Raw genomic sequence first — 25,357 nt, forward strand, 5'->3', positions numbered from 1 at the left:
CAGTTTCGCTGCCGAAGGCAACTAAGGCCAGTCCTTGGCGGCCTGCAGCTAATCATCCTTGGCGTAGGCAGGTAATGGTGACAAAATCACTGAACAATTAGGGTGACATTTTCACTGGACAACAACAGAAAATTTGGGCTCTTTGTCAAATTTGCGTGGAAAGAGGTAAGGGTACATCTGAGAGACCCTTACCAAGCTGTACTCCCTTGAACCCCCGCTGTTCGCCAGTCTCCCAACGCAGTTTGCAGGTGCTTCACCAAGCTGTTAAAATGCGTCTACTAACGACCGAAGTCAATAATACTTCGCCTTTCATCATCCCAATTAGGACGGACCCTTGAGACTTAGCTTCTCTAGCACGATGTTCCTGCACCGCCCGTTGGACCGCTCCTTCTCCTGGGCAGCAGCCCTAGGCTTTGATGGCCTCGAGCTGATCGTCACCTCAGAGGTCCGGACGAAAGGTAACGATTACCTCAGCCAACTCTCGGAGCGCTACAAGCTTCCGGTGCTTAGCGTCCACGAACCTATATACCACCCCCGCACCTGGCTGAGAGACTACGAGCGACACTACCGACAGGTCATAGACATCGCTCTCGACCTGCCTCACTGCGAAGTGGTCGTCTTCCATAAGCCGATTCTGCGTTCCCTCACCGACGCCACTGGAAAGTGCTATCTACGTCTTCTGGAGGAATGTCGGAACCGACTGGCTCGTAACCATATCCGCTTAACCATCGAGAATGGCTTCGTCGGAAAACCGGATAATGATGGTTTCGTCTTGACCGATCTGAACGAATTGAAGCAATTCGTTGAGGAATGGAACCTGCAGGTCACTTTGGACACCAGCCACGCTGGAGACTCTCGCTACGGTATCCTCGCTGCCTACACTATCTTCCAGGGGCATATAGGTAACATCCATCTAAGCGACCTGCGCCCTCTGCCTGCTCTTCTTAATCGAGGACTATTTCGCCCCATCTTCAAACATCACCAGATACCCGGTCAAGGTATTCTGCCCTTGACCGAACTGCTGCGGGTCTTAGCCAACGACAGCTATGGTGGTCCCATCACTTTGGAGATCAGCCCCTGGAGCCTCCAGATATGGAGTAAGAAGTGCATTAAGGAAGGGCTCACCCACAGCATCCTCTTTTGCCGCAACCATTTTGTTACTGGGGAAACACCTGACTCGGTCGATTAGAAGAGGACTCCCCGCCCTCTTCATCATCAAGCCGAATTAGCTAGGGCTTGGGCTGGGCCGATCCTCCAAGCAGACCTTTAGTGTCAAGCAAGAACTGTTGGCCGCTGGGCACCAGGATAACCTGCACTTTGTCTGATAGCTTCTGTACATATTGATACTGAATGACCTCAGGAGTGAGCGAAGCTGCCAGCTCCCTATTTGCGGCCGCCTGCCCCTGAGCCCGCACGTGGATGGCATTGGCCTCCCCTTGAGCCTGCGCTACCATCTGTTTGGCCTGTATCTCCTTTTGGGCCAGGATCTGTCGCTCGGTCTCGACTCGCTGTTGCTGAGTCTGCTTATCCTCGATAGCCTTGGAGTACTCCGGACTGAACTGAATGTCAGAGATATAGATGTCATCGATAACGATGTGATACCTACTGAGGTTCTCCGCCAGCTTGTCCATAGCATTGCGACGTATCTCATCCCTCTTGGGCAATATATCGACGATAGAGTAGGTAGGCATCACCTCTTTCATGTAGTCATTGAAGGCTGGGTCGATAACCTTGTTGGCAAAGTCTAGACCAACCCTCTGGTACAAATCATTGACCTTATCGGGCTTGATATGAAAGTTCATCATTCCCGTAAGTCTCACCGACTGCATCTCCTTGCTGGCAGCATCAATTTCCTTGAATGGGTGCGGTTGCACGCGGACATCTACGATGATCACCCGCTCCGCTACTGGCACAACAATGGCTAAACCCTCACCCAACACGCGATCCTCCACACTGCCAAACCAGGTTACAACCCCTCGGTGACCGGCAGGTACGATGACCACGAAGCTGGTGACGAAGGCCCAAAGGGCCACCAGGAACAAGGCGGCAAGTACCCACTTCCCCCATCCGAATCCCATCCGTCCCGGACCAATCTGCCTCATAGATACGTTTGGCATCCCTTTTGCTCCTTTCTGCCTATACAGGCAATAATTTTATCCTTTTCACCAGAAGATGCCTTGAAAGTGTTGAATGCGTCCCCCAAATCGTCCATGTCCCACTTGCCTAGGACACCACGAAGGATGAAAAATGCCTTGGCACCGGCTGTTCGCCGCATCCAATCCTTGGGATACAGGGTTACCCTGGAGGCGGCCTGAGACCGCTATTTTCGTAGCAACGGCCGTAGGGGGTTCAAGGTAGCCCTGCTTATGTGCTCTTTCAGTACATCCAAAAGAACCTTACCAAGCTGCGCCCTCTTGGAACCCCCGCTGTTCGACAGTCTCTGCATTCACAACACGATGATCGTGAAGCGCTAGTGTCCCGCATGATGAACGAGAAAGAAGATACAATCCGACTGCCCCGCATTGCGGAAGGTATGCTGTTGATCAGCCATATAGGTGATAGCATCCCCCTCTTGGAGTGTATAAACCTGATTCCCCTCGAGGATCACCTCCAGGTCCCCATTAAGGACGACGACGTGCTCCTTGGCTCCGGCGCGATGGGGAGCGGCCGACGAGGTGCGGTTTGCAGGGAGAATTACCTTGATAAATTCTACATCCAACGGAGAGTGAGTCGGACATAAGACATACCTGGTGTACCCGGTGAGTGGATCAATAAACGGCTGATTCTCCTTGCCCCGCACAATGATCACATCGCCCGCCCTGGCTCCATCAAGCAGCCGAGAGGGCATGACTCCAAAGCCATCGGCGATCCGCAGGATAACATTCAGGGTGGGGCTCTGTCGTCCCCTCTCGATCTGGGATATCATAGCCCGACTGACCCCAGCTAACGTGGCCAGATACGCCTGGCTCCACCCCCGCTTCGCCCGCTCGGTCCTAACATTCTGTCCAAAAGCAGTAACAGCCTTATCCGACAGCTCTCCGCGCCGTCGGTCTGACCTGTTTACAATCATCATTCATCCCCCTCGATGGTCAAACGCTGCTGTGTGTTATTATAATAAATATTTTGTCGTTTATTATTGACACAAATGCCTCAGCGTGTTATAATTCGCCTTGCACTAACGTTCCTCCTCTACATTTTAGCTGACTCGCAGCCTGAATTCAATCCCATCGGAGGCCTTCGAAGGGGGTGAGAGCAGAGCGAACAAGACCGCTCGGAGCGTCGTAATGACCTTGCCTAGATATGGCACCGCATCCAACATCACCATCATTTCTTTTCAAGGAGGGCTTCAAAGGTATGAGTCAGGAAGTAAAACAACCGGTTGGTTGGGTGATCGCACGTGAAGATATTGATGGACTACTCGCCTTTCTGGCTGATAATCTTACCGTGTTATTGACGCTGATCGCCCTAAATCTCTTCGTAGTCAAGGTTCCGGCCGATATCGTCTTCGGACGAATACTGCCTGGTGCCACCATCGGTCTCCTTTGTGCCAACTTCTATTACTCCCTTATGTCTAAACGCTTAGCCGAGAAAGAGGGACGGAGGGATGTCACCGCCCTTCCCTGCGGCATCAGCATCGTCTTCGTCCTGGTCTACACCTTCGGCATTCTGGTCCCGGTGTCAGCGATGACTGGTGACCCGGTACTGGCCTGGAAGGTCGGTATGTGGGCCACCTTCCTGGCCGGGGTCGTTGATGCCCTCGGGGCGATCATCGGTCCATGGTTGCGGGCCAACTTGCCCCGCGCCGCCATGTTGGGTTCTTTGGCTGGCATCGCTATCGTCTTTATCGCTGGAGAAGGCCTGGTACACATCATGTCCAACCCCTACGTCGGCTTTCCGGCCATGGCTATCATCTTCTGGGGGCTCATCGCCAGAGGCAGGCTACCAGGACGGATCCCGGCCGGACTAGCGGCTATCATTGTGGGTATCATCATCGCCGCCTTTCTGGGCAAGACGACCGTGAACCTGAGCGGTGTAGGGTTCTACTATCCTTTCCCCTGGATCGTACTCGATATCGGCTCCTTTGCTAAGGCGTTCTCCTTCGTTGGGATAATCTTACCCATCGCTTTCTTTACCATCATTGATACGGTGAACAATGTGGAGAGCGCCGCTGCTGTCGGTGATCGTTATTCCACCAGGGAAGCGATGCTCACTGATGGCTTCGCCACAATGATTGGGGCTATCTTTGGCTCACCTTACCCCAACACCGTGTTCATCGGGCACCCAGGTTACAAGCGTCTGGGGTCCCGGATGGGCTATGCCCCAGCCACAGCGCTTTTGATGTTCCTCTTGGCCATCTTCGGACTGTTCCAGTTTGTCAGTGGGGTGATTCCCATTGCCGCGGTAATGCCCCTCCTGATCTTCATCGGTTTGATCATGACCGACGTAGCCTTTGGCACCGTGCCGCGCCACCACGCTATCGCTGTCGCCTTCGCCATGATTCCTTTCGTGCTGGAGCTGAGCTTCGAAAGGGTTATCCAAACTATAACGGCCCTGGGAAATAAGCTAACCCCCGACCTGATCAGCAAGCTGGCAGCGCAAGGCGTAGATTGGGCTGGCACAGAACCGCTGGGCTACGGAACTTTGTTCATCTCTCTGCTCATGGGTGCTGTCCTTGTTTTCCTTCTGGACAAGGATTACCTTAGAGGAGCCATGACTGCATTCGGCGCAGCTATCCTCTCTTTCTTTGGCATCATCTATGCCCCGACCATGGGCGTCAACCAAGCCCCCGCTTTGGCCGCCGTGTGGGCCCTATTTGGCCTCCTGTTCCTGGGACTCCTGGCCTTCAAGCCGGCCACAGCAGTGGCTCCTGCTCTGGATGATCCAGAAAAACAAGATTAGGTTTGGTACCGACGTCACAAATAGTTGTACACCAAGGTGTCGGGCGACGGGGAGTTCCAAAGGGCGATCGCCCCTTGGAACTCCCCAAGATTGGCCATCATTCTGTATAATAAGTCCAAATAAAGCAAGGAGGCCCTGATGATTAGAGCCAAAGCGATTCAGGTAGCCTTAGGACAGAGGCCAGCCGATATAGCCATCCTTAACGGCCGCATCGCTAATGTTCACACAGCTGAATTCTACCCGGCTGATGTGGCCATCGCCGATGGGATCATAGCAATGATAGGCGATATCAGCCACTGCCTGGGTAAAGGGACCAAGGTCATTGATGCCGCAGGCTATACCCTGCTGCCTGGCTTTATTGACAGCCACATACACGTAGAAAGCAGTCTGCTCTCCTTCAGCGAATTCGCCCGAGTAGTACTGGCTCACGGCACCACCACCGTCGCCTCTGATCTGATGGAGGTAGCCATCGTAACCGGGATAGAGGGGATAAGAGAAATGCTGAAGGAGGCTGAGGGAAGTCCCCTTAAACTTTTCCTGTTTTCACCTTCCCATCTTCTTAAACCTGGCCTGGAAACGATCGGCGGGGGGTTCGACCTCTCGGATGTGAAGGAAACGCTCCCCTGGCTGGAGACGGTGGGACTGGCTGAAATCATCGTCCATCATATCTTGGCGACTGATGACGTATTGAGCGAAGCCATCGCCCTCACCGAGCGGGCCAGGAAGACCCTGGAGGGGCACGCCCCAGCCCTGACAGGCAAGACGCTCGCTGCCTATCTGACAGCCGGGATACGCTCTGATCACGAATCAACCAACACTGCTGAGGCCCTGGAGAAGGTACGCTCTGGGATGCGCCTGATGATTCGAGAGGGCTCTGTCTCCACCGATCTGAGGGAATGCCTAAAAGTGATCACCGAACATAGGGTCGATCCCAGACACTGCCTATTTGTAAGCGATGATGTGCATGTTCTGGATTTGACCACCGTCGGCCATATGGATCATAAGGTGAGAATGGCCATCGAGCAGGGGCTTGCTCCAATGGCAGCCATTCAGATGGCTACACTCAATGCCGCCGAGAGTCTGAAGGTGGACGATTGGGTGGGCAGCATATCCCCCGGACGCTACGCCGACATCCTCTTGGTCAAAGACATGGAGAAGATGCCGATCGATACCGTTATCGCTAAAGGGGAGGTAGTTGTTGATAAGGGTCAACTCCGTCTTCCCTACAAGGCCGTTCGCTACTCGCCCATATTGCGAAATACGGTCAAGCTCAGGCGCCCACTCGAGCCGGACGATTTTGCTGTCCGAGTCGACCGTGGGGCCAAACAGGCCCGTGTTCGCGTAATTAGGGTGCTGGAGGGAACACTCCTCAAGGAGGCGGCCGAAGCGAGGCTGAACGTCAAAGAGGGCGTGATCCAGCCAGATACGAACAAGGATGTGCTCTTGATCAGCGTTGTCGAAAGGTACAAGAGAAGTGGCCGTGTCTTCACCGCCTTCGTCTCCGGATTTGGGCTTAAGGCTGGAGCCATCGCCTCCACAGTGGCCCACGACCACCATAACCTCACCATTGTGGGCACAAACCCGCTGGATATGGCCGTAGCTGGCAACCGCCTGGCCGAGACAGAGGGCGGACTGGTAGCGGTCAGAGATGGACAGGTCGTCAGCGAAGTACCTCTACCCGTTGCCGGACTGATGTCTGATGCCAACGCCTGGACCGTAGCAGAGCAGACCCGCAGAATACACGAAGCCACTAAACAGTTGGGCTGTCCCCTTCTCTCGCCCTATATGTCGCTCTCCTTTGCCGTCTTGCCTTTTATACCTGCCTACGGCATCACCGATTTGGGACTGATCGACGCACTGAAGTATGAGATAGTTGAGCCAGTGTTAGAGGTATCGACTTAGATTTGCCCACGGCGATGAGGGCGCTAGGGAAGAAGGACAAAGAGGCTAATGAGCAAGATTTTGATCCGCAATGGGCTGGTTATCACGATGAATCAGACCCGACAGTGCTTCAGACGCAGGGCCATCGTCATAAAAGGAGATGTGATCCAGGAGGTCCTACCGTCTGACCAAATCGGTGAACAGGACTACGACCAGGTGATTGATGTCAGCGGTAAGATCGTTCTACCCGGGCTTATCAACACTCACGTACATACCTCACAGCAGTTGGGCCGAGGGCTAGGCGACGATGTCAGCCTGCTGACCTGGCTCTTCGAGCGCATCTGGCCCTATGAGAGCAATATGACCGCAGAGGATAGCTATGTCAGCACGCTCCTTTGCGCGGCGGAGCTCATACGCTCAGGCGTAACTACCTTCGCCGAGGCGGGGGGACAGCACGTTGATGGAATGGGGCGGGCCATCAAAGAGGTTGGGCTACGGGGCATCCTGGCGCGCTCGACCATGGACAGCGGCGAGGGGGTTCCACCCAAAATGGCTGAGACCACGGAGCAAACGCTGGCCATTCAGGAGGAACTGCTGAGACGGTGGCACGGGTCTGCTGATGGTCTAATCCGCTTCTGGTTCTCCTTGCGTCAAATCCTGAATAACTCGGACATCTTGATCATGCAAACGAAGGCGCTAGCTGACCATTATGGCGTCGGCATTCATATGCACGTTGGAGAGATACCCTATGAGATAGAGTTCGTCAAGGAGAAGTATGGCCACGAGGGGACAGTGACGCATTTAGCCGCTATAGGTGCCCTTGGGACAAACTTCCTGGGCGTGCACAGCGTCTGGCTCTCTGAGGCTGAGCTCGACCTGTACGCCAAATATGGGGCGAAGGTCTCACACTGTCCGGCGGCCGCTATGCGTGTCCTGGGATTCGCTAAGATACCAGAGATGATCCAAAGGGGAATAACAGTCGGCTTGGGGACGGATGGAGCACCCTCCAACAATCGGATGTGTCTGGTGGACGAGATGTACTTGACCGCTCTGGTTCACAAAGGGAGGAAAATGGACCCGACCGTTCTGCCAGCTCAGAAGATCATCGAGATGGTGACGATCGATGGGGCTAGAGCGCTTCTCTGGGAAGACCAAATCGGTTCGCTGGAACCGGGCAAGAAGGCCGATCTCATTATCGTCAATCCCAACTCGGCGAACATGTTACCCCTCCACGATCCGATAGCCAACCTGGTGGCCTCTTTACAAGGGCATAACATTGAAAGTGTTATGGTCGATGGCCGCTGGTTGATGTGGGAACATCGCCTAACGACAATCGACGAGGGTAAGGTCTATAAAGAAAGCCAGGAGAGGGCAGCAGCCATCGTCAAACGGGCTGGCATTCGTTTGCCAGAGAGATTCCCCTGTCTCTAGTCGTGCCGCTGCCTTGTTCTACAACCACCTACACGCTGAAGCGAAAGTGCCAGGCATTTCGGGCACTTCCCCCAGCGATTATGATATCTGTTTGGCCGCTTTTTCGATGGCATCAATGATCTTAATGTAACCGGTACAACGGCAGAGGTTACCGGAAATGCCCACCTGAATCTCTTCTCTGGTAGGTCTGCGATTTTCCCGAAGCAAAGCAGCCGCCGACATTAACATGCCTGGGATACAATAACCACACTGCACGGCCCCTTCCTCGATGAAGGACTGCTGCAACGGATGCAGCTTCTCTGGGGTACCAAGCCCTTCGATGGTAGTGACCTCGCAGCCATCGATCTCGGCTGCCAGCATCAGACAGGAGTTTACGTTCCGGCCATCGATGAGGACGGTACAAGCGCCACAGTCGCCTCGACCGCAACCCTCCTTTGTTCCGGTCAACCCCATTTGATCCCTTAGGAAAGAGAGGAGGGTCATCGTGGTGCTGACCTCGGTCTCGACAGGCTGTTTATTAAGGATAAATTGAATCTTTTTCTTAGGTGGTTTCTGTATCTCGACGGTCAAAGTTCTATACCTCCTTAGATTGGCTCAAGTTCACAGCGAATTACTTTCGGGTACACTGGTCGTGATGGTTACCAACAAGAATGAGATCAGCACCTTATGCATCTAGCTCAAGCACTTTCTCGAGAGCACGGCGCACCAGGACGGCCACGACCGGCTGCTTATAGGGTGTTGAGGCACGGATGCCACTTTGGCGCACCATCTCCTCACCAGTGATCCTCCCCGCCTCTTCCAGGAGTGCCCGCGTGGGTACCTTGCCAAGCAATAGCTCCTCAGCTGCCCTTATACGCATTGGACGAGGGGTTATGGAACCGGGGGCAATGCGTATATCCACCACCCGTCGTTGGACATCCTGTTTGGCTATAGCCGCCACGTTGATCATACTGACAGCCAGAGCCTTACGCCGTCCCAGTTTAATGAAGCAGGATTTTTCCCCATCAGCCAGCTTGGGGAGACGGAAATAAACGATAAGGTCGCCTGGGGAAAGGTTGGTACGATAGGGGCCAACGAAGACATCCGTCAGCGGCACTTCTCGCTCGGCCTGGCCATTGCGAATGTGAAGCGTTGTGTTCAAGGCCACCAGGGCTGGGATAGCATCCCCAGCCGGAGAGGCTGTGACGACATTTCCACCAAGCGTACCCCGATTCCTGATCTGAGGTGCACCTACCACTGAAGCGGCCTCCGCCAGAAGAGGTGCATATCGTTTAATTAACGGAGAGCCCATCAGTTCGCGATAGGTGACGCAGGCCCCAATCTTGAGATGACCATCATCCTCCCCCAAAACCCTCAGCTCAGGAATGCCCTTGATGTCAATGACATAGCGCAACCCAGCGAACTCTCGCTTCTTGTCCCTGATCTCCACCAGTAGGTCTGTGCCACCAGCAAGCAGCTTCGCCTGTGATCCATAGGTCACCAGTAAATTACAAGCCTCATCCAAGCCCTTAGGTTTGATATAGTCGAAGGTCAACATATTTCTTGCTCTCCTTAGTACTTATACTGAGTTGGGCATAGCCTCCCAACAGCTCCTGATCAGGCAAACCACAGTCGTAGGCTCGGCCAATCCATTTCTGGCAATTTACTCGTCTGGGTCGCCGACGCCAAACCTCCAGTAGGAAGGGTTAAGCTATAACCGGAGTCATGCCCATCCTGGACCTGAACCGACCACACTAGCAATCGTCCACCAGTGCCAGTGCCTTATGACCTCCCGGCCTGGACGGTGTAGACGATTGCATCAACTAACCACCAGAGCCCCAATCCGCCCAGTGTGATTAGCTTCAGGATGCCCCAGCCGACCTGCTGTTGATAGAAGCGGTCAGCGCCAAGGTAACCAATGAGCCAGCTCAGGGCCATCAGTACATGCCTTCGACGCCATTCTGGGGTCAGCTCACCGCTTTGCACGACAGCACCTCCTGATTGAAATTGAAAAGGCGGCATCTTCCCAGGGTAGGTTATAGCCAGTTCCCTCCATCTTTACCGTGGAAGGCACCCCTTTCGATCTTTCAAGCTCCAGCCATAGATGCCCGAGGTAGTCGAAAATGCAGCTGACACCTTTCACGTCAACGCTGGGGGCCCACCTTTGGCCAGATGGATTTTTGTAAAGCTAGACTCAATAGAACGGGCGATTGTCAAATGTTATTTTACAAAGAAACGGGACAAGTAGTCAAGCTAGTCCGATGGGTTCGACAAAAACTTCCATGATGCCACCACAAATCATAGCGCTATCGGAGGTGATATCCTGGGTGAGGTCGACAGTTACCAGGCGGGGCTGCTTCGTCTTGATCGCCTCCATTGCCTCTGCCCAAACCTCTGCCTCACCACAACCACCGCCAATGCTGCCGCTGATCTTACCATCAGGGAAGATGAGCATCTTGGCCCCAGGCTTTCGTGGTGTGGAACCCAGACTGCGTGTCACTGTCGCCAGGGCAACCGTCTCTCCTTGCCCCACATGCGCTGCTATCTCCTCAAATATCTCCTTCATTTCCCCTACGCTCCTCAAAACCAATGGGTCGGTTTCGCTAGCTTCCCTGTAAGCTATCACCCGTGATCCCTACTCATCACCTTATGGTCTTTCGGCGGGAGCCATTTCACCTATAACTGGGCTTTCCGTGCCAGAGACAGCGACTGCCCCGTACCCTTATGAATTACTCTCACCACCTCAGCGATGATGCTTAGTGCTATCTCCTCCGGGCTCTCCGCCCCTATATCCAGACCAATGGGTGCATAGACTTTCTCGATAAGCTCCGCTGGAACGCCCTCCTCACTTAAGTTATGAAAGACGGCCGCCACCCGACGCCGACTACCGATCATGCCGATGTAAGCAGCCGGTGAGGCGATCACTTCCCGCAACGAAACTTCATCGTGCCGATGGCCCCGTGTGATCAGCACAATATAGGTGTTAGGGATGACTGGAAAGGAACGGAGGGTCTCGGCGAAATCGGCGGCGATCACCCGGTCGGCTTCCGGAAACCGCTCTACATTGGCGAACTCAGCTCGGTCATCAATGACCACCACCTCGAAGCCAAGAATCTTGCCCATCTTGCATAGTGGTTGGGCTATATGGCCAGCCCCAAGTATCACTAAGGTACGCACCGGACGGAAAACCTCGACGAAGACGTCTACCCGTGTGCCCTGCGGCAGTCCCAAGAGCGGAGCCTCCTCATCTAGTGTCTCATACTCCAGGATCGTCGGCTTACCACTCCTCATAGTAGCCAGACACCCATCAATCACAGAGCGATTGAGATGTTCACTGCCGAGAGAACCTATGGGGTCCCGACCCACCCTCACTAAGAGCTTTCTGCCCAATATCGTCGGCGATGACACACTACTATTCACGATCGTGGCCAGAGCAGCCGTCTCCTTATTATCAATAACTTCGATGATGTTTTGGATGATATCAAGCATCATTAACCATCCTAGCTTAATCTCCATCTACCGACCGTCAGGTCCAGTATTTTAGAAATCATTATAATCAAGTCAGCCCCGGATGCAAAGGGATACCCCAGAGAGTGAGCTAATTCTGAAATCTAGTAGCTCGAAGCCTATGTTATAATTCAAGACGCTTTATAGAGGAGGATAGAATGCCACCAGTGCGCTTAGGAATAATCTCCAGCTATTTCTCTCCTGCACTTCTCCAGGTATCTGAGCAGCGGACGATAGACACGCCATGGGGCGCAGCCCCTGTTCAGCTCGGCACCTTAGGAGGGCAGCCGGTCGCCTTCATTCAGCGTTATGGACCACAGATAACTACCCCCAGTCACCGTCTGAACTATAGAGCCAACATCTGGGCTCTAAAAGAGTTAGGCGTTGAGCGCATCATCTCCCAGAACGCTATCGGCTCGATTAACCCTTCCCTGAGACCGGGCGATATCGTCGTCCCCCATGACTTCATCGATTACACGAAACAGCGACCATCGACCTTTTTTGATTCCGACGATTGCTGGTGCCGGGTGGATATGACCGAACCCTTCTGTCCGGAGCTGCGCCAGGCTTTGATCAAGGGGACGCAGAAGGTCAGCGGCCAGGTACACGAAAAAGGCGTCTTTGTCTGCTTTGAGGGGCCTCGCCTGGAGACGCCGGCCGAGATACGCATGTTTCAAATGTTGGGTGGTGATATAGCCGGCACCCCCTTGGTGCCAGAGGTCATCCTGGCCCGCGAGGCTGAAATATGTTTTGCCTCGCTCTCAGTGATAATAAATTATGGCACAGGACTCGCCCCAGCCGTTATCCATACTGGACCGGGCAGCCTAGATGAGTTTTATTATCGCTCCGGACTACAAGAAATGGTGGAGACGGCCATCGTCGAAGCGATCAATCTCATCCCCCTGGAGCGAAACTGCTCTTGTGGAAGGGCCCTCCAGCAAGCCCTGAAAGGCACACCACCACCCTGGCTCAAAGGGAAATCGTCCTTAGGATAGAGGGCGAACAAGACTCGCTTATCCTTTCCCACCAGCCTCGAACAGGGTGAGCCGCAGCAGGTTGAGAGCGTGCAGCGCCGCTACCCGTTTGAAATCGGGACGGGCCATAGGGAGAAGAAAGCTCTTGACGACAGGGTGCTCTCCCACCACATCACCCTCACCATCCAAACCTATATACAGCGTGCCTATTGGTTGGCCCTCTAAAGAATCCGGTCCAGCCACACCAGTGACCGACAGCCCCAAACTTGTTCCCAGCTGCCGCCGGGCAGTGGCAGCCATGGCTATCGCCACTGGTCCGCTCACCACCCCATGCGCAGCGACCAGAACTGGGTCCACATCCAGGGACACCTTCATCGCCTCAGAGTAAGCCACAAAACCGCCCTTAAAGTAGCTGGAGCTACCGGGCACATCGGTGAGCATGCTGGAAAGTAAACCGCCCGTGCAGGATTCCATCGTAGCTAAGGTGAGTCCTCTTTCACTCAGCAACCTGCCTACAACAGTGGCCATCGTCTCGTCGTCCACACCATAAATACAGGACCCAAGGATGTCCCGCACCTTCACCTCCAAGGGGGAAATTAACGACTCGGCCGCGGTCCGATCGCCGGCCTTAGCCGTAAGGCGTAGATGGATGCCATCTGTCCGAGCGTAGGTGGCCAATGTGGGATTGGTAGAGGAAAGAAGTGGGCGAATCCTCTCCTCTACCGTTGATTCGCCCAAGCCGAAAACCTTGAGCGTGCGTGAGACAATGACGGCGCCGCTGGGTCCGCCTACAGCGGATCGCAGCCTGGGCAACACCTCATCCTCCCACATCCGCTTCATCTCTGCCGGCACGCCAGGCATAGCCACAATCCTTCGGTTAGAACGTTCCACCCACCAACCCGGTGCCGTACCGATGGGATTGGGCAAGGACTGTGCCGAACGAATTAGAGTGGCCTGCTTGATATTCTGAGGTGACATGTACAGACCGCGACGCGCGAAGTAAGCGCGCAGCTCCTGTTCCAAAGACTCTTCGACCATCATCGGCTCATCTAGCAGTTCGGCTATCGCCTCACGAGTCAGATCATCTTCGGTGGGGCCAAGTCCACCAGTGATGATGATGAGCTCAGAGCGGTTCCAGGCTCGGTGCAGCACCTCCACAAGGCGACTTTGATTGTCCCCAACCTGAGATATCCAGTGGAGGTCGATGCCTAAACCAGCCAAGTGTTGTGCTAAGTAGGGGGCATTAGTATCGGTGATCTCCCCCAAAAGCAGCTCCGTCCCGACAGAGATGATCTCCGCCTCCATCCTATCCCTCCCCTCTGTTCATTAACCATCGACCCAGCAGCCCCTCAACAGTGACCTCCTGGAGCAGGCCCTCTCCTATCATAGCCGTAACAAGGCGCTGTAGCTGTCCCAAATCCCAAGCGAATAGCCGGGCGATGCCCTCTTCCGTGGCAATAATTACGCTCTGTAGATATTTAGTGACGATATGCTGCATCGCCCCTTTGCTTTTGATGTGACTGGCACGAGCTATCGCTTCAGGCGACCAGCGGATCAGAATGTCGTAGACGTAGCAGTATTTCCAGCGATTAGCGTCCGAGATACCGCTCTTGACGATCTTAAACCCGCTCTGTAATTCCACCAAGGCCCGGTCGAAGCGGGTGGCATATTGTTGACCATACAAGCCCGTCTCACGGCGCAGGATACTGGTAGGCAATGGTCCTTGTTCAATCAGCACTTCGTAGATCCGTTTGGCCTCCTCACTCAGCCGACCATCCCGATACTCATCCAGATAATCCTCCAACTCCCCATAATTACCAGAAAGGGCGTAAAAATAGGGAAACATAGAGAGGGAGATAAAGGTCGGCTTTTGCCTGATAAATTTGCCGTAGACGACCTTCTTCCGTATGGGAAGCGTATCCTTCCATTCCCAGAGGCAATTCAGCTCATAATCGTGATGATGGTGTGGCAGCTCCCGTGAGGCCCCGTTGATGGCCTCCCAAAGAGACGGCAATTCCAGGCCCTGTACTGGAAAAAGGGAGCAAAACCCGACCTCATCGATGAACTCAACCGCTTGGTCTTCGTTTCGTATCCGCAGGTCAGGGCAGCGCCAATAACGGCGGTCACGCTGCGCTTGAACATCCTCTAAGGTGATCATGGACTTAACACACCCACACAAGATATGAATAGCTACACTAAAGCCAGCACCCCTGAAATTATCTTAACGCAGCGACCCTGCCAGGGTCAACAAAAAATTCGGCCACAAAACTGCTTGACAACTGGATGAAGAGTGGTATCATTAGATTGTAACCTTACTAGCTCTTTACAGTACTAACCCACTACCCAAGAGCTAGTTTCAATGGGCCGGTCTGACCATCTACAATAAAAGATGGCCCCTAAGATGCGGCTCAGACCTAGGATAAGTCACTCTCAGCGGTGAAAGGGGGTGATAAGAGCGAATTAAATGGCCCAGTGTATGCTCAGGATCGAGTTAATGGCCCCTATAAACTTTCGGAGGTAATTTATGCGAAAAATGGTTCGTAAAGCGCCATTGTTGGCCGGCGGCCTCATCGCCTTGATCCTCATCATCGCCCTCCTCGCCTGGAGCACGGCCGCTGCCGACGCTACCGTCAGCGTTACTATCACACCCACCACGGTGGGCGACATCACAACTTACGCCATAAGCATTACGAACAACCTGGGCTATGACATCACCAGCCTCACCATCAAGGGCTACATGCCCGCCAGCGGCTCCCTGGTGAGCTACACCCCTGGGGGGACTTTCGATGGACTGGCCGTCACCTGGATCAACACCGGAATCATCAAGGATGGGGGTAAGTTGGTGGGCTTCGACTATGGGGTGAAGAACGCCAGTGGCGTAGCCAGGGCTGTCGTCTCCTGGGGCTCGGCTAAGGGTCCGGGGAGCGCCTCGGCCGAGGCGGCTGCTGTGCGTCCAGCCCCAGCACCCACTCCAGAACCACCACGGCGGGGATGCCTGGCCTGCCACACTGTGCGAGATCCGGCCACTGGAAAGTACACCTTAGCCTACGAGGCCTTCGAACGGGCGAAGGCAGCCGGGCTGACCCATCCCACCACGGCCCCAGATGGCACCAAACTGGACCCGAAGCAAGCCCAATCGGTAGCTGTATGTCTCACCTGCCATAAAGGCAGCAGCACTGCTCCGCTACCGCTACGCTCCATCGTCCATCCGGCCCACATGTTCAGCAAAACCTTCGTGGAGCATTATAAGGGTAACTGCTTCAGCTGCCACGATGTCGACGGCGAGGGCGAATATCTGATCCTCGGCAAGAAGGTAGATGTGAATGAGAAGGGCGTGCCTAAGGTCTTCCCCATCCCGGGGACGATCAAGCCCTAAAGGCCATAGTTGCTTGGTGAGGGACCGCTAAGGCGCCCTCCCCGGTAGAAAGAGGCGCTCCCCCCAGGGCGATCGCCCTGGGGGGAGCGCCTCTTCACCTCAACCTACGCGGCGCTCGATCTAACCTTCAGTTCGGCCGGAAGCGATGAAGGCGATCGTCTGCTCCAGCTGCTCCGCGGAAATCCTTCCCTGCATATGGAGAAGATGCACCATCTCCCTAAGACCGATGACACTATGTAAACAGTATCCGGCCAGAGCCATCTGCTCAGCGCCTCCCTGCTCCCGATCAACTACGACAACGATGTCATGCACCTTCAACCCGGCCTCCTCCAGCGACTTGATCATCTCCAGTTTACTGGTGCCAGTAGTGATAACATCATCGATAACCACGGCCGTCTCCCCGGCCTTGAACTCGCCCTCGATGAGCCGCATGGTGCCATGCTCTTTGGCTTCTTGGCGCGCATAGAGGAGCGGTACACCCATCTCCAGCGAGACGGCTGTAGCGATGGGGAGAGCAGCATAGGGAACGGCCGCGATGCGGTCGAAGGCGAGACCTTTCAGCTTTTCGATCACTGCCTGGGCTACTTGCTTCAGTACTGGCGGATGGGAAATGAGCAGACGAAGGTCTAAATAGATGGGCGAACGCATCCCAGACCTCAAAATGAATTCGCCAAACTTAAGCGACCCAATCTCAAAAAGGGCCAGGGACAGCACCTGTTTCAGCTCAGTTTCCATCCCCTTGGACGTAGTGACCTCCCTCAGATAGCTAGCCCCTCCTTCAGGGCGGCGGAGTAAACTGAAGCAGTCCGCCAGGGCCTTCTCAGTCGTCCAAAAGGCCAACTCCGGCAGACCATCCAGGGCGAAGAAATGCACCTCTGTCTCCTCATTACCGGGCGCTGCCTCTCCACCGATGATCGTGCCGATGTAGACTACCGTGGCTACTTGACTGGTGGGACGCGAATACACCCCCAGTAAACGATCCAGACGCACATCAACGTTTGCTTCCTCCCTCGTTTCACGCCGGGCTGCATCCTCAACACTCTCTCCAAGTTCGACATAGCCCGATGGGAAGGTCCAGCGGCCATACCCAGGCTCTATGCCCCGACGACAAAGAAGCACCCTTCCCTGCTGCATCGGGATGACACCCACCACCAGCTTGGGGTTTTGAAAGAAGATAAAGCCACAGGACTGGCAAACAAGTCGTGCCCTTCCGGCAATAGTCTCTTCAGCAAGCACTCCGCCGCACTTGGGACAGAATTTCATCGAAACCACCCCCGCAGACGAACCCCTCGAACTCCTCAATCGAGCCAAAAACTATGTCTGAAATTGAGTTGACGACCCAATTCTCACACATCGGCGTGATGGTCAGGACTGGCTTGCCCGCCCAATGGGCCGCCCACATCTCCACCGCCGTACCCATACTGGCATGAGGAAGATAAGCTAAGACAATGTCGGCTTGCACGGCCTCCTCCACCAGGGAGAGGAAGGCTTGTCTACCTTGTTCCCAAGAGTAGCTCATCGAATCAGGGCAAAGCTCCAGTGGGCAAACTATACCCGCATCTGGATAGCGCGCCGCAATAATTTGCTTCAATTGCGTTCGGTAGGCTTGGTCGTGTATCCCCTTACCTGTATTTGAGCCCTGGATGACGCCAGCCAGATAAATCTTCACTCCCACACCTCCCAACGGAGAAAGTTTAGGGAAGATGGACTCGTTCCTGCTTCGACGCTTAAGACAATCGGATAGCCAGGATAACTCTCCATCACGCTGAGATCGTCGATCGTCGCCAGACAGCGGGCCATCCTACTAAGCTTAAGCACCGTATTTGATCAGCTTGAGGGCATGAGCCAACATCAGGGGCATAGCCTCCACGGCCAAGAAGCGACCTAGCCCACCATTTAGCAAAGCCCGTTCACCGAATTCCACCACCCCGTCGGGCAGCGCCCAGCGGGAATACAACAGGAACGGCACCGCATGCCAAGAATGACCTCTCAGGGCCGAGGGCGTACTGTGATCGCCTGTCACCACCAGGACATCTGGTTTCAGCTCCAGCAAGGCCGGGATGTAGCTGTCGATCTCCTCCAATACCCGCACCTTGCGCTCAAAATCGCCATCCTCACCAGCCGTGTCAGCGGCCTTAACATGCACATAGAAGAAATCGTACTTAGCGAAATTATCTTGTAACGTCTTGATCTCCTCAGCGAGAGTATCTCCACAAGGAAGCACCTCTATACCAACCAAGCGGGCCAACCCCTTATACATCGGATACGTGGCGATGGCCGCCGCACTCAATTTGTATCGTTCGCTGAAGAGGGGGAGCGACGGCCGCTTAGCGAACCCCCGCAGCAACACGGCATTGGCCGGGTGGTGATTTTTGAGGGCGGCCCGCGCCGCCGCGATGAACTCATTGACGATAGTGGCCGTCTTCCTGCCCTCTGGGCTGAGAGGTTGCACCTCCAGGGGAGGCACGCCAGTCAGCTGCGGATCAGAATCGGTCAACTTGTCTGAAAGACCATCCCCTCTAAAGATTACGGCTGCCCGATGGCCACGCTCAGTCTCCAAGAACAGCTGCACATCAGCGATCTGGATCTTCCGACGCAGAAGGGCACAAAGCTCCCGATTGACCTCGCTAGAGATGCGCCCGGCACGCCGATCGGTGACCAAACCGTTTTCATCGACCGTAGCGAAGTTGATGCGGGCAGCGACATCGCTCGGCTCCAGAGGAAACCCCACCCCCAAGGCCGAAAGGACTCCCCGCCCGATGTCGTACTGTATTGGATCGTAACCGAAAAGGGCCAGATGGGCCGGGCCACTGCCGGGCGTTATACCCAAACTGATGGGTACACTTGAGCCACATAGAGATAGGGCGGCCAAATGATCGAGGTTGGGCGTCCGAGCCGTTTCCAACTCTGTCTTACCCGTCTCCGAGTGGGGCAAGCCACCCAAACCATCGATGACAAAAAGCACGATCTTTGAAGGCGTCTTCACGACGATCTGTTGTAATATCTCGCTTGGTATCATCTCATCTCCACTCCTCGAAAGGATAGCCTCCCCATTTTACTTGATGATCAGATGGACATGCAACAATTTTTGCTTGACAAACGCCAGGCAACCCCTTATAATTACGATAAAATTGTGAAGTAAATCAATCTACAATATTATTTACAGGAGCTCAGAGGCGATGAAGCCATCGACGAGAATCGATTATGGGGTGAGAGCGATGTTGGACCTCGCCCAGCACTACGAGCAGGGATTGATCCAGACCAGCCAGATCGCCGCACGCCAGAATATCCCCGAACCCTATCTTGACCAATTGCTGGCTATCATCCAGAAGTCCGGGCTGATCAATAGCACGCGTGGCCCACGGGGCGGGCACGCCCTAGCCAGACCGCCGGTCGAGATCAGTCTCGGTGAGGTGATCCACGCCCTGGAGGGAGCAGCTGCCCTACAAGGGTGTGGTGAGGGGACAGATGCCTGTGAGTTGGCCAACACCTGTGCCTTGCGTGAAGTCTGGGACAGAGTGAACGAGTCCATCCAGGAAATATTCAACTCCGTCACTATCGCTGAGCTGTGTCAGCGTCAACTATCTTACAAGGTCCGTGACCGCTATCAGATTTAGTTCTGCGGGTATTATACCTTCAATGATAGCCGGGTAGAAGTCAGGCTCGGGAGGGAAAGCGATGAGGACTAGCATTGTGGATAATGTCCTTGAATTGATTGGAGGGACACCCTTGGTGAGGCTCCAGCGCTTGGTTGAGAATGATGCTGCCACCATCCTGGCTAAGTTAGAATCCCTCAACCCAGCCGGCAGCGTAAAGGATCGCATTGCCTTGTCCATGATCGAGGAAGCAGAAAGAAACGGACGTCTCAAATCGGGCGATACCATCGTCGAGCCCACCAGCGGTAATACCGGCATAGGGCTGGCTATGGTGGCGGCCGTTAAGGGCTATCATTTGATCCTGACTATGCCCGAAGATATGAGCCTGGAGCGCCGTCGCTTACTGGCCCGTTATGGCGTGGAGGTCGTCTTGACCCCGGCCATCGAGGGCATGACCGGTGCCATTTACGCCGCAGAGCAGCTGGTGGCGAACAACCCAGGCTACTTTATGCCTCAGCAGTTCCTTAACCCCGCTAACCCTGAGATACATCGTCGTACCACAGCCAGGGAGATCCTCGAGGCGACACAAGGAAAGATAGACGCCTTCGTCGCCGGTGTGGGCACCGGAGGGACAATCACCGGAGTGGGGGAGGTGTTAAAACAAGAGCTGAGGGAGGTACTCATCATCGCCGTGGAACCGGCCCGCTCGCCGGTTCTGGGCGGAGGCAAGCCCAGGCCACACGGCATCCAGGGCATCGGTGCTAGCTTCATTCCCGGCGTTCTCAATCGAGAGATCATCGATGAGATCATCGCGGTCACCGACGAGGACGCTTATGAGTGTGCCCTCCATCTGACACGGCAGGAGGGACTGTTAGTCGGCATTTCCTCCGGAGCCAATGTTTTCGCCAGCTTGCAGGTAGCGGCGAGGCTTGGGCAGGGTAAGGTAGTGGTTACTATTCTCCCCGATACAGGGGAACGATACCTGAGCATGGATTTTGAGCGGCTGGCAGCCGCTAAAATGGAATTAAGTTTAGGGAGGTAAAGATGGCTGTAAGTGTTTATATTCCCACTTCGTTGCGCCGATTGACCGGCAATCGGGCCAGGGTGGAGATAGAAGCTACCGACATAGCCAGCTTGCTGGCTGCTCTCGAAGTCGCATATCCCGGCCTGAAGGAGCAACTGGTTGATAGTGACGGCGAGATTCGGCGCCATATCAACGTTTATGTCAATCAATCCGACCTGTCCACCCTGCAGGGGAAGGCAACCCCACTAAGCGATGGCGATGAGGTAGCCTTCATACCGGCCATGGCCGGTGGAGCCATGCCCTTCACCGAGGAGCAGATCAAACGCTATAGCCGCCACATCATCTTGCCAGAGGTAGGTGGTAAGGGGCAAAGAAAGCTTTTGGCAGCCCGCGTCTTGCTGATTGGAGCAGGCGGCTTGGGTTCCCCAGCGGCGCTCTACCTGGCCGCGGCCGGTGTAGGACGACTCGGAATCGTCGATTTTGACGTCGTTGACCTGAGCAACCTGCAACGGCAGATCCTGCATCACGTCCACGATCTGGGTCGGCCGAAAGTACAGTCGGCGGCAGAGGCCATCCGAGATATAAACCCGGACGTGGAGGTGGTGCAGCATGCTGTGCGCCTCTCCTCAGAGAACATCATGGACATCATCGCTGATTATGATATCGTGGTGGACGGCTGTGATAACTTCCCCACCCGCTACCTGGTGAATGACGCCTGTGTGATGGCCAAGAAGCCAAATGTGCATGGCAGCATCTTCCGTTTCGAAGGACAGGCAACTGTCTTCATGCCCGGTCAGGGCTGCTACCGTTGCCTCTTTCCGACCCCGCCTCCCCCAGGGGCCGTACCCTCATGCCAGGAGGCCGGCGTTTTCGGCGTCCTACCGGGGATGATCGGGGTGATCCAGGCCACCGAGACAATTAAGCTCATCCTGGGCATCGGTGAACTCTTAATAGGGCGCTTGCTCCTTTACGATGCACTGACGATGGAATTCCGAGAAGTGCGCTTGCGACGCAATCCTGAATGTCCGGTCTGCGGGGAAAATCCCAAGGTCACGGAGCTGATCGACTACGAGCAGTTTTGTGGGCTCACTCCAGCCGCCCACTAGAAAGGAGAACGATGAGCGAACGGAGTTGCCTCTCATCTGGTCGGGCGAGAACCTTAGCCATCCCTCTATATAGTGCCATATCACTGCGCTCCGTGCTGCGCATCAGCGCCGGGCTCATCCCGGCCTTGGCCATCTATCTCTACGTCGTCAAACTGCAGCCACCGCTGGCTGTCTTCTGGCTATTTGGCTTGGCCTTTGGATTCGTGCTACAACGCAGTCGCTTCTGCTTCGCCTCCTCCTTTCGTGATATCTTTCTCCTCAAGGATGGGCGCGTGCTGAAGGCGATCATCATAGGGATGGCTATAGCCACGCTAGGCTTCGGTCTGGTCATGTATAATTTAGTGCCTAATATCTCTCGTGAAATCTTCCCAGTCAATGCCTATGTAACCCCTCTCGGCTTTCATACCGTGTTAGCGGGGATAATCTTTGGCCTGGGGATGGTCATGGCCGGTGGTTGCTTCTCCGGCACCCTCTATCGGCTTGGGGAGGGCTATGTCGCCTCACTGGCCACCCTCGTAGGTATCCTGGGGGGCATGGGACTTCTTCTCCATAGCTGGAATTGGTGGTGGCAAAATTACATCTCCTTTCAGCCTCGCATCTGGCTGCCCCACTTCCTGGGTTGGACAGGAGCCATCCTGGTTACTCTAACGCTGTTGCTTCTTTTCTACTTAGCCGTGCTGTGGTGGGAATCCCGTGGTGGGGTTACAGCCAGAAGGCCCTTGACCGAGCAACCCCTCGTGACATTCGGGGACCAGGTCCGCAGCCTTTGGCGCACCGCCTTCGTTCTCCCCTGGCCAGTGGTCTGGGGTGGAGTGATGTTGGGCATCCTCAACGTTTTCGAGTATCTCTTCGAGCGACCCTGGGGGCTCACCGGCGAGGTCTCCCGCTGGTCTTCTGGACTTCTCGGTCTGATCCGGCTCTCCCCGGGACCAATCGCCGCCGGGGCAGGGCCCTGCGCCGTGGGAGAGGCCTCCCCTGATCTGCTGACCTGGGGGCTGATGATAAATGGGGGGATGATCCTTGGCTCTGCTCTGGCCGCCCTGCTGGCGAGCGAGTTCAAGCCGAGGTTTCCCCGCCAGAGACGCCGTTATGCTCAATCACTCATCGGTGGGGCCCTGATGGGCTACGGGGCCGGCCTGGCCTCAGGGTGCACCATTGGTGCTTTCTTCTCCGCCGTACCCTCCCTGGGGTTGAACGGTTGGGTGTTCGGGGGAGGGCTGGCCATCGGGGCTTACTTAGGCGGAAAGCTGATTCAGAGAATCTGATAGGAGGTTCGTGATGATTGTCGACGTCAGGGGCGAGACCTGTCCGTATCCTATGTTGAAGGCCGTGGAGGCCATGAAAAAAGCCCCGCCCGGCGAGGTGATCGAGGTCTATACCGACCATGCCCCCGCCCTGGAGACGATTCCCACCCAGGCGAAAAGGCTGGGCTTCACCGTAGAGATCGAGCAAACAGGCTCACCTGAGTGGCGCATAACTTTGAAAAGGGATATAGGTTAAACCCCTCATCCAACCCATCAATTGTGAAGAAAGGAGATAGCGATGGAAACAATCCGCCAAAGGACAACGATGATACCTGACCTTGTAAAGAGCAAGGCCATCTTCCTACTCACTTTAGGCTTGTTGGTGCTCTCCTTGGTCGCTGCCTGTGCACCGGCTGCCCCAGGAGTGGCCACCCCCTCCCCCACGCTCGCTACACCCACGGCGTCAGTTGGGGAAAACTACGCCAACTCGGAACTGCTGGTAGAAACCGCCTGGTTGGCCCAGCACAGCAACGACACCAACCTTCGCCTCATGGACGTGCGGTCGGCCAGCGAGTATCAAGCTGGGCATATAAAGAACGCAGTGAATCTCCCCATTGACCTGATCTACGACCCCGAGAACCCCATAAAGGGGATGGTCCTACCTAAAGATAAGATCGAACCACTCCTGAGCGACCTGGGCATCAGCAACGATACGGTGGTCATCGCCATCGACGCCACAGGTAGCATCAATGCCGCTCGTCTCTTCTGGACCTTGGAATACTATGGGCACCAAAAGGTTCGCCTGCTCAACGGTGGCTTCAAGAAGTGGGAAAAGGAAGGGCGCGAAATTACCAGGGTGGCACCCAAGATAGTCAAATCCCATTTCATCGCCAAACCCGACCCCAGCAAGGTGTTCACCAAGCAGCAGGTTCTCGACAGCCTCAAAAAGCCCACAACCATCATCGTGGATACTCGTTCAGCCAAGGAGTATAGCGGTGAAGACGTACGGGCCAAGAGGGGAGGACATATCCCCGGCGCAGTGAATATCGACTGGACTAATAACTTGACTGGGGGGGATATCCCGACACTAAAACCGGCCGCGGCCCTGAAGAAACTCTATGAGGGCGCAGGGGTGACTAAGGATAAGGAGGTCGTGGTCTACTGCCAGACAGGGACGCGAGCGACGCACACCTATTTCGTGCTGCGCCTGCTCGGCTACGACAAAGTGCACAATTATGACGGCTCGTGGTCGGAGTGGGGCAATGACCCCAACGTACCCATAGAGAAATAAGCCTAAAAGGAGAGAGAATATGACCGAACTCACCAAGATCGATCAAGAGATAGATTTGCGGGGTGAAATCTGCCCCTACACCTTCGTCAAGTCGAAATTGGCCCTGGAAGAGATGGAGAGTGGACAGGTGCTACGGGTCATTGTCGATCATCTGCCGGCTGTGGATAATGTCCCCCGTAGCCTTACCAACGAAGGACATCAGGTCTTGGACGTGTCCCAGATCAACGCCACCGATTGGTCCATCACGGTTAAAAAGGCTTAAGGCGGAGCGAGAGATTGTTTCACCTGGAGAAGCACTATGCTGAGGAGATGATCCGTCACGCCTGGGATGAGTATCCGAACGAGGCCTGCGGCATCCTGGCCGGGCGAGCCAGCCAGGTGCTTCGTCTCTATCGCGCCGCCAACGCTGCGCACAGCCAGGTACGTTACACGATGGAGCCGCAGGAACAGCTGCGTCTGATGCAAGAGATCGACGACCAGGAATGGGAGATACTGGCCATCTATCATTCGCATCCCGCCTCAGCGGCTTATCCTTCAGCTACCGATGTGGAGCTGGCTTTCTATCCCGATTCGCTTTATCTCATCATCTCCCTTCAGCATCCTGAGTGGCCAGAGGTGCGCGGCTTTCGCATCGTTGATGGCCACATCGAGGAGGAACAACTGGTCGTTCTCACCACAGAAGAATAGCCCACCTCCAGATAGTAAGGCTAGTACAAAAGGGGAAAGGCGTAGGGCTCTGCCAAATCAGCGTTTCCTCCGCTGGATGGGGTGTGCAGAGAGGCAAGGCCCGTCTACTGAGGTTTGGGGTACCCTAAATCTCTATCCCCCCCCTCTCCCGCTGGAGGGAAGGGGAGGTCAAGGAGGGAGCACCCTCCTTGGAGGGTTCTAGGGCTCCGCCCTAGTTCATAATCCCCCCCTCTCCCGCTGGAGGGAAGGGGAGGCCAAGGAGGGAGCACCCTCCTTGGAGGGTTCTAGGGCTCCGCCCTAGCCCATAATCCCCCCTTCTCCCGTCCGTTGAAGGACGGGAGAAGGGGGTAAGGGGGATGAGG

At 55.2% G+C, this 25,357-nt stretch carries 27 protein-coding genes; 14 read left to right on the forward strand and 13 right to left on the reverse strand.

Translation table 11 applies throughout. From position 1 onward, the window contains the following. Positions 1–334 precede the first annotated feature (334 nt). Positions 335–1,189 carry a sugar phosphate isomerase/epimerase gene (locus M1136_09425; GenBank protein MCL5075847.1) on the forward strand — a complete coding sequence of 285 codons (855 nt, stop codon included), beginning with the start codon at positions 335–337 and terminating at the stop codon, positions 1,187–1,189. Between the two features lie 40 nt (positions 1,190–1,229). Here M1136_09425 and M1136_09430 read toward each other — a convergent pair whose 3' ends face one another. Together M1136_09430 and M1136_09435 are read right to left on the reverse strand one after the other, a co-directional pair. Then, on the reverse strand, positions 1,230–2,117 hold the full coding sequence (locus M1136_09430) for a prohibitin family protein (GenBank protein ID MCL5075848.1): 888 nt from the start codon (positions 2,115–2,117) through the stop codon (positions 1,230–1,232). 353 nt (positions 2,118–2,470) lie between these two features. Further along, positions 2,471–3,073, reverse strand: a complete 603-nt coding sequence (locus M1136_09435) for an XRE family transcriptional regulator (protein ID MCL5075849.1) — start codon at positions 3,071–3,073, stop codon at positions 2,471–2,473. 281 nt (positions 3,074–3,354) lie between these two features. Here M1136_09435 and M1136_09440 point away from each other — a divergent pair, with 281 nt between their 5' ends. The 3 genes from M1136_09440 (at position 3,355) to M1136_09450 (ending at position 8,211) form a co-directional block, all read left to right on the forward strand. Continuing rightward, positions 3,355–4,899 (forward strand): hypothetical protein, encoded by a 1,545-nt coding sequence (locus M1136_09440; protein ID MCL5075850.1) that lies wholly within the window; start codon positions 3,355–3,357, stop codon positions 4,897–4,899. 138 nt (positions 4,900–5,037) lie between these two features. Continuing rightward, positions 5,038–6,801 (forward strand): adenine deaminase, encoded by a 1,764-nt coding sequence (gene ade, locus M1136_09445; protein ID MCL5075851.1) that lies wholly within the window; start codon positions 5,038–5,040, stop codon positions 6,799–6,801. A 48-nt stretch (positions 6,802–6,849) separates the two neighbouring features. Then, on the forward strand, positions 6,850–8,211 hold the full coding sequence (locus M1136_09450; GenBank protein ID MCL5075852.1) for an amidohydrolase: 1,362 nt from the start codon (positions 6,850–6,852) through the stop codon (positions 8,209–8,211). A 78-nt stretch (positions 8,212–8,289) separates the two neighbouring features. On the opposite strand, the gene M1136_09455 is transcribed toward M1136_09450, so the two are convergent. The 5 genes from M1136_09455 to M1136_09475 form a co-directional block, all read right to left on the reverse strand. Beyond that, on the reverse strand, positions 8,290–8,694 hold the full coding sequence (locus M1136_09455; GenBank protein ID MCL5075853.1) for a (2Fe-2S)-binding protein: 405 nt from the start codon (positions 8,692–8,694) through the stop codon (positions 8,290–8,292). Between the two features lie 181 nt (positions 8,695–8,875). Next, positions 8,876–9,748 carry a xanthine dehydrogenase family protein subunit M gene (locus tag M1136_09460; protein ID MCL5075854.1) on the reverse strand — a complete coding sequence of 291 codons (873 nt, stop codon included), beginning with the start codon at positions 9,746–9,748 and terminating at the stop codon, positions 8,876–8,878. Between the two features lie 224 nt (positions 9,749–9,972). After that, positions 9,973–10,176: a TM2 domain-containing protein gene (locus tag M1136_09465; GenBank protein MCL5075855.1), complete on the reverse strand. Its 204-nt coding sequence runs from the start codon at positions 10,174–10,176 to the stop codon at positions 9,973–9,975. A 262-nt stretch (positions 10,177–10,438) separates the two neighbouring features. Then, a complete protein-coding gene (locus M1136_09470) occupies positions 10,439–10,756 on the reverse strand; it encodes an XdhC family protein (GenBank protein MCL5075856.1) in 318 nt (105 codons plus the stop codon). Positions 10,757–10,866: 110 nt separating this feature from the next. Continuing rightward, positions 10,867–11,682 (reverse strand): XdhC/CoxI family protein, encoded by an 816-nt coding sequence (locus tag M1136_09475; GenBank protein MCL5075857.1) that lies wholly within the window; start codon positions 11,680–11,682, stop codon positions 10,867–10,869. 173 nt (positions 11,683–11,855) lie between these two features. Here M1136_09475 and M1136_09480 point away from each other — a divergent pair, with 173 nt between their 5' ends. After that, a complete protein-coding gene (locus M1136_09480) occupies positions 11,856–12,692 on the forward strand; it encodes an MTAP family purine nucleoside phosphorylase (protein ID MCL5075858.1) in 837 nt (278 codons plus the stop codon). 18 nt (positions 12,693–12,710) lie between these two features. Here M1136_09480 and M1136_09485 read toward each other — a convergent pair whose 3' ends face one another. Further along, the gene (locus M1136_09485; GenBank protein ID MCL5075859.1) at positions 12,711–13,976 is read right to left on the reverse strand and encodes a competence/damage-inducible protein A; all 1,266 of its coding nucleotides are present in this window, start codon (positions 13,974–13,976) and stop codon (positions 12,711–12,713) included. A gap of 1 nt (position 13,977) precedes the next feature. Continuing rightward, positions 13,978–14,829: a winged helix DNA-binding domain-containing protein gene (locus M1136_09490; protein ID MCL5075860.1), complete on the reverse strand. Its 852-nt coding sequence runs from the start codon at positions 14,827–14,829 to the stop codon at positions 13,978–13,980. A 366-nt stretch (positions 14,830–15,195) separates the two neighbouring features. Between M1136_09490 and M1136_09495 the strand changes: the two genes are divergently transcribed. Beyond that, positions 15,196–16,047 (forward strand): DUF11 domain-containing protein, encoded by an 852-nt coding sequence (locus M1136_09495; protein MCL5075861.1) that lies wholly within the window; start codon positions 15,196–15,198, stop codon positions 16,045–16,047. Positions 16,048–16,167: 120 nt separating this feature from the next. Here M1136_09495 and pyrE read toward each other — a convergent pair whose 3' ends face one another. From pyrE to M1136_09515, 4 genes are read right to left on the reverse strand one after another with little or no spacing between them, the layout of a single operon-like run. Beyond that, on the reverse strand, positions 16,168–17,310 hold the full coding sequence (pyrE, locus tag M1136_09500) for an orotate phosphoribosyltransferase (GenBank protein MCL5075862.1): 1,143 nt from the start codon (positions 17,308–17,310) through the stop codon (positions 16,168–16,170). Next, positions 17,273–17,716, reverse strand: a complete 444-nt coding sequence (locus M1136_09505; GenBank protein MCL5075863.1) for a hypothetical protein — start codon at positions 17,714–17,716, stop codon at positions 17,273–17,275. The genes pyrE and M1136_09505 overlap by 38 nt, the downstream gene beginning before the upstream one ends. After that, positions 17,713–17,865 (reverse strand): hypothetical protein, encoded by a 153-nt coding sequence (locus M1136_09510; GenBank protein ID MCL5075864.1) that lies wholly within the window; start codon positions 17,863–17,865, stop codon positions 17,713–17,715. Before M1136_09510 ends, M1136_09505 begins: the two co-directional genes overlap by 4 nt. Next, positions 17,858–19,066, reverse strand: a complete 1,209-nt coding sequence (locus M1136_09515) for a 2,3-bisphosphoglycerate-independent phosphoglycerate mutase (protein ID MCL5075865.1) — start codon at positions 19,064–19,066, stop codon at positions 17,858–17,860. Before M1136_09515 ends, M1136_09510 begins: the two co-directional genes overlap by 8 nt. Before the next feature lie 160 nt (positions 19,067–19,226). On the opposite strand from M1136_09515, the gene M1136_09520 reads away from it, so the two are divergent. The 8 genes from M1136_09520 to M1136_09555 all read left to right on the forward strand — a co-directional run bounded on the left by M1136_09520 (position 19,227) and on the right by M1136_09555 (position 24,995). Next, a complete protein-coding gene (locus M1136_09520; GenBank protein ID MCL5075866.1) occupies positions 19,227–19,664 on the forward strand; it encodes an Rrf2 family transcriptional regulator in 438 nt (145 codons plus the stop codon). 61 nt (positions 19,665–19,725) lie between these two features. Then, on the forward strand, positions 19,726–20,685 hold the full coding sequence (gene cysK, locus M1136_09525; protein ID MCL5075867.1) for a cysteine synthase A: 960 nt from the start codon (positions 19,726–19,728) through the stop codon (positions 20,683–20,685). A gap of 2 nt (positions 20,686–20,687) precedes the next feature. Continuing rightward, entirely contained in the window at positions 20,688–21,773 is a 1,086-nt protein-coding gene (gene moeB / locus M1136_09530; GenBank protein ID MCL5075868.1) for a molybdopterin-synthase adenylyltransferase MoeB, read from the forward strand. Between the two features lie 11 nt (positions 21,774–21,784). Further along, positions 21,785–23,038, forward strand: a complete 1,254-nt coding sequence (locus M1136_09535; protein ID MCL5075869.1) for a YeeE/YedE family protein — start codon at positions 21,785–21,787, stop codon at positions 23,036–23,038. A gap of 13 nt (positions 23,039–23,051) precedes the next feature. Beyond that, complete coding sequence (locus tag M1136_09540) at positions 23,052–23,273, forward strand: sulfurtransferase TusA family protein (protein ID MCL5075870.1); 222 nt, start codon at positions 23,052–23,054, stop codon at positions 23,271–23,273. A gap of 42 nt (positions 23,274–23,315) precedes the next feature. Further along, complete coding sequence (locus M1136_09545) at positions 23,316–24,308, forward strand: sulfurtransferase (GenBank protein MCL5075871.1); 993 nt, start codon at positions 23,316–23,318, stop codon at positions 24,306–24,308. Positions 24,309–24,327: 19 nt separating this feature from the next. Next, positions 24,328–24,570 (forward strand): sulfurtransferase TusA family protein, encoded by a 243-nt coding sequence (locus M1136_09550; GenBank protein MCL5075872.1) that lies wholly within the window; start codon positions 24,328–24,330, stop codon positions 24,568–24,570. Positions 24,571–24,584: 14 nt separating this feature from the next. Then, complete coding sequence (locus tag M1136_09555) at positions 24,585–24,995, forward strand: M67 family metallopeptidase (GenBank protein ID MCL5075873.1); 411 nt, start codon at positions 24,585–24,587, stop codon at positions 24,993–24,995. Positions 24,996–25,357: the final 362 nt, after the last annotated feature.

Source organism: Chloroflexota bacterium (assembly GCA_023475225.1).
Classification (GTDB): domain Bacteria; phylum Chloroflexota; class UBA6077; order FW602-bin22; family JAMCVK01; genus JAMCVK01.